At 64.1% G+C, this 3806-nt stretch carries 5 protein-coding genes; 3 read left to right on the plus strand and 2 right to left on the minus strand.

The window, feature by feature from the left end; translation table 11 throughout:
• Window positions 1-132 precede the first annotated feature (132 nt).
• The 3 genes from nqrF to ABYV89_RS15300 all read left to right on the plus strand — a co-directional run bounded on the left by nqrF (window position 133) and on the right by ABYV89_RS15300 (window position 2125).
• Window positions 133-1359, plus strand: coding sequence for an NADH:ubiquinone reductase (Na(+)-transporting) subunit F (nqrF, locus tag ABYV89_RS15290; RefSeq protein WP_432823797.1), 1227 nt, complete (start codon window positions 133-135; stop codon window positions 1357-1359).
• A gap of 18 nt (window positions 1360-1377) precedes the next feature.
• Entirely contained in the window at window positions 1378-1836 is a 459-nt protein-coding gene (locus ABYV89_RS15295) for an aminoglycoside phosphotransferase (RefSeq protein ID WP_432823798.1), read from the plus strand.
• Between the two features lie 67 nt (window positions 1837-1903).
• A complete protein-coding gene (locus tag ABYV89_RS15300) occupies window positions 1904-2125 on the plus strand; it encodes a hypothetical protein (RefSeq protein ID WP_432823799.1) in 222 nt (73 codons plus the stop codon).
• Window positions 2126-2217: 92 nt separating this feature from the next.
• Here the strand turns inward: ABYV89_RS15300 and tdh are convergent, their stop codons facing one another.
• Window positions 2218-3243 (minus strand): L-threonine 3-dehydrogenase, encoded by a 1026-nt coding sequence (tdh, locus tag ABYV89_RS15305; RefSeq protein ID WP_432823801.1) that lies wholly within the window; start codon window positions 3241-3243, stop codon window positions 2218-2220.
• An 11-nt stretch (window positions 3244-3254) separates the two neighbouring features.
• On the minus strand, window positions 3255-3806 hold a 552-nt coding region (locus tag ABYV89_RS15310), incomplete at its 5' end, for an aminotransferase class I/II-fold pyridoxal phosphate-dependent enzyme (RefSeq protein WP_432823800.1).

Here is a 3806-nt window from a genome sequence, read left to right on the forward strand (position 1 = left end):
GCGAAAACTCGCTTCGCTCAAACATCCGCCCGCCTTTTTCCCGAAATGCCCACGCCGCTCCGGCGGCGTCACACGGGTGGGAGGTCAACTGATTTACTTCTGACGGGCAAAAACTGAATTGCAGGATGAACGATGACTGAAATCACTTTAGGAGTCCTCTTTTTCACCGGCATCGTCCTGATCCTGGTGGTGCTGATCCTGCTCGCCAGGAATTGGCTGATCCCGGCTGGCAAGGTGTCCATCGCCATCAACGAGGACGCCGACAAGAGCCTTTCGGTCAACCCCGGCGGCAAGCTCCTCGGCGTGCTGGGCGACCACGACATCTTCATCCCCTCGGCCTGCGGCGGCGGCGGAACCTGCGGCCAGTGCCGGGTCAAGGTGCTCGAAGGCGGCGGCGACATCCTGCCGACCGAAACCGCCCACATCACCAAGCGCCAGGCCAAAGAGGGGTACCGCCTCTCCTGCCAGCTCGGCGTCAAGCAGGACCTGGCCCTTGAGCTGCCGGCCGAGATCTTTTCCATCCGCAAATGGGAATGCAGCGTACGCTCCAACGACAGCCGCGCCACCTTCATCAAGGAGCTGGTGCTGGAATTGCCCGAAGGGGAGGATCTCGATTTCCGCGCCGGCGGCTACATCCAGATCGAAGCGCCGCCCCACGTGGTCGAATACCGGACCATGGAGATCGCCGAACGGTTCCGGGACGAATGGGACAAGTATGACCTCTGGCAGTACCGATCCGAAGTCAAAGAAGCGGTCATGCGCGCCTATTCGATGGCCAACTACCCCGACGAGAAGGGAGTCATCATGCTTAACGTGCGGGTCTGCCCGCCCCCGCCGGCGGTCCCCGACGCCCCGCCCGGGCAGATGTCCTCCTACATTTTCAACCTCAAGCCGGGAGACCGGGTCACCGTCTCGGGGCCCTACGGCGAGTTTTTCGCCAAGAAGACCGACGCCGAGATGATCTTCGTCGGCGGCGGCGCCGGCATGGCGCCGATGCGCTCGCACATCTTCGACCAGCTCAAGCGGCTCCGTTCACAGCGCAAAATCTCCTTCTGGTACGGCGCCCGCAGCCGGCGCGAAGCCTTTTACGTGGAGGAGTTCGACGCCCTGGCGAAAGAGTTCCCCAACTTCAGCTGGCACCTGGTGCTGTCGAACCCGGCCCCGGAAGACCAGTGGACCGGTGCCACCGGCTTCGTCCACCAGTACCTGCACGACCAGTACCTGGGCGACCATCCGACACCGGAAGACTGCGAATATTACCTGTGCGGCCCGCCGATGATGGTCAAGGCGCTGACGGACATGCTGTACAACCTGGGAGTGGAGCAGGACAACATTATGTTTGACGACTTCGGCATCTGAGCCGACGGAGAGAGGATCATGCGTTTCGAACAGACCCGGACCATTCTGCATCACCTGGCCCCGGAATACCACCGCACGGTCAGCCGCTACTTCCAGGCGCTGGCCGACGGCGAAATCGAGCCGCGGGCCCGGCTGATGCTCGACTACCTGATCGACCACGAAGAGCACCGGGCACTTGCCCTGGGGGAATTCTGCCGCGAGGCGTCGCCCCACGTGCTCGACCACTGGTTCAAAGGGCTGGAGAGCAATTTCCCCGAAGCCCGCGAGGACCTGCTCGACGAGGCGGCCAAAAGTGATCTCGATCAGCTGGTGAAAGCGGCGGTGGGCTATAAACGCACCCTGATCGACTATTTCGCCGACCTGATCGAACACTGCACCAACGCCGAAACCCTCAATCTCTTCCGTTCCCTCAAGGACCAGGAAGAAAAAGCCATGAAGCGGATGATCCGCCACGCCCAGGGTCTGGCCGACCTGTAATGCTGCGTTCGGTCGGCCGCCGGCACAGGCAAATCCGACACTTGAAACATATCGAAGAGACCGAACAATGAAGAGTTACCTGGCCACCCTCGTCCTGTTCCTGCTGGCCTTTGCCGGCCTGGCCACCGGCCTCATCCTCAGGCGCAAGGGGCTGCGCGGCGGCTGCGGCTCCAGTGCTGCAACCGACTGTACTTGCCGCGGCAAAACCGCTGCAACCAAGGGCGCCGAGACCGGCGCTCAAGGGCACATCAGGCAGGGCGACAACCGAGAAAACGGGGACAGCCCGTAGCGCTGTCCCCGAATAGACATGACAAGCTTAAACCATGTTCGTTTCTGGGCAATCCCCTTTATGCTCAGGAAGTTACCCGGGCCACTCCCTCCTTATCCCCAATCGAGAATCACCTTGCCCGACTCCCCCGAGCGCATCACCTCGAAGCCCTTTTCGAAATCGTCGATGGCAAAGCGGTGGGTGATAAGCGGCGACAGGTCGAGGCCGGCCTGCACCAGGCTGGACATCTTGTACCAGGTCTCGAACATCTCCCGGCCGTAGATGCCCTTGAGGGTGAGTCCCTTGAAGATGACCTGGTTCCAGTCGACCGCCATCTCTTCGGGGGGGATGCCGAGCAGGGCGATCTTGCCGCCATGGTTGATGGTCTCGAACATCTGCCGGAAGGCTTCAGGCGCGCCGGACATCTCCAGGCCGACATCGAACCCCTCGGTCATGCCGAGCTGCGCCATTACTTTGGCCAGCGATTCCTTGTCGACGCGGACCGTGCGGGTGGCGCCGAGCCGTCCGGCCAGTTCAAGGCGGTAGGGATTGATGTCGGTCGCCACCACGTGGCGGGCGCCGGCGTGGCGGGCCACCGCCGCCGCCATGATGCCGATCGGCCCGGCGCCGGTGATCAGCACGTCCTCCCCCACCAGGTCGAAGGAGAGCGCCGTGTGCACGGCGTTACCCAGTGGGTCGAAAATCGCGGCCATGTCGTCGGAGATGGCCGCGGGGAGCTTGAAGGCGTTGACCGCCGGCAGCACCAGGTACTCGGCGAAAGCGCCGGCGCGGCTGACGCCGACGCTGACGGAATTGCGGCAGAGGTGACGGCGGCCGGCCCGGCAGTTGCGGCAGTGGCCGCAGGTGACGTGCCCTTCGCCGGAGACCCGGTCGCCCAGCGCGAAGCCGCTGACTTCCTGGCCGATACCGGCAACCTCGCCGACGTACTCGTGGCCGATCGTCATCGGCACCGGGATGGTGGCCTGCGCCCAGGCGTCCCAGTTGTAGATATGCACATCGGTGCCGCAGATCGAGGTCTTGCGGATTTTGATCAGCAGGTCGTTGTGGCCGACCTCGGGGATCGGAGCCTGGTGCAGCCAGAGGCCCGGTTCGCGCTTGAGCTTGGCCAGCGCCTTCATGGTTTTTCCGCTCATCCGATCACCCCCAGTTCGCGACCGACCCGGGTAAAAGCGTCGACGGCGGCATCGAGCTGCTCGCTGCTGTGGGCGGCGGACATCTGGGTGCGGATGCGGGCCTGCCCCATCGGGACCACGGGATAAGAGAAGCCGACCACGTAAACCCCTTCGTCGAGCAGCCGCTCAGCCATCGTAGTACTCAGGGCGGCGTCACCGATCAGCACCGGGATGATCGGATGGTCGGCGCCGGCCAACCGGAAGCCCGCCGCGACCATACGCTCGCGGAAATAGCAGCTGTTCCCCAGCAGCCGGGCCCGCAGCTCGTCGCCGCTCTCGAGCAGCTGCAGCACCCGCAGCGAGGCGTAAACCACCGCCGGGGCCAGCGCGTTGGAAAAAAGATAGGGACGGGAGCGCTGACGCAGCCAGTCGACCAGCTCCTTGCGTCCGGCGGTGTAACCGCCGCTGGCACCGCCCAGGGCCTTGCCGAGGGTGCCGGTGATGATGTCGACGCGTCCGAGTACGTCGCGGTACTCGTGCGTGCCGCGGCCGCGCGCACCGAGGAAGCC

The sequence above is a fragment of the Trichloromonas sp. genome (assembly GCF_041583255.1).
GTDB lineage: Bacteria > Desulfobacterota > Desulfuromonadia > Desulfuromonadales > Trichloromonadaceae > Trichloromonas.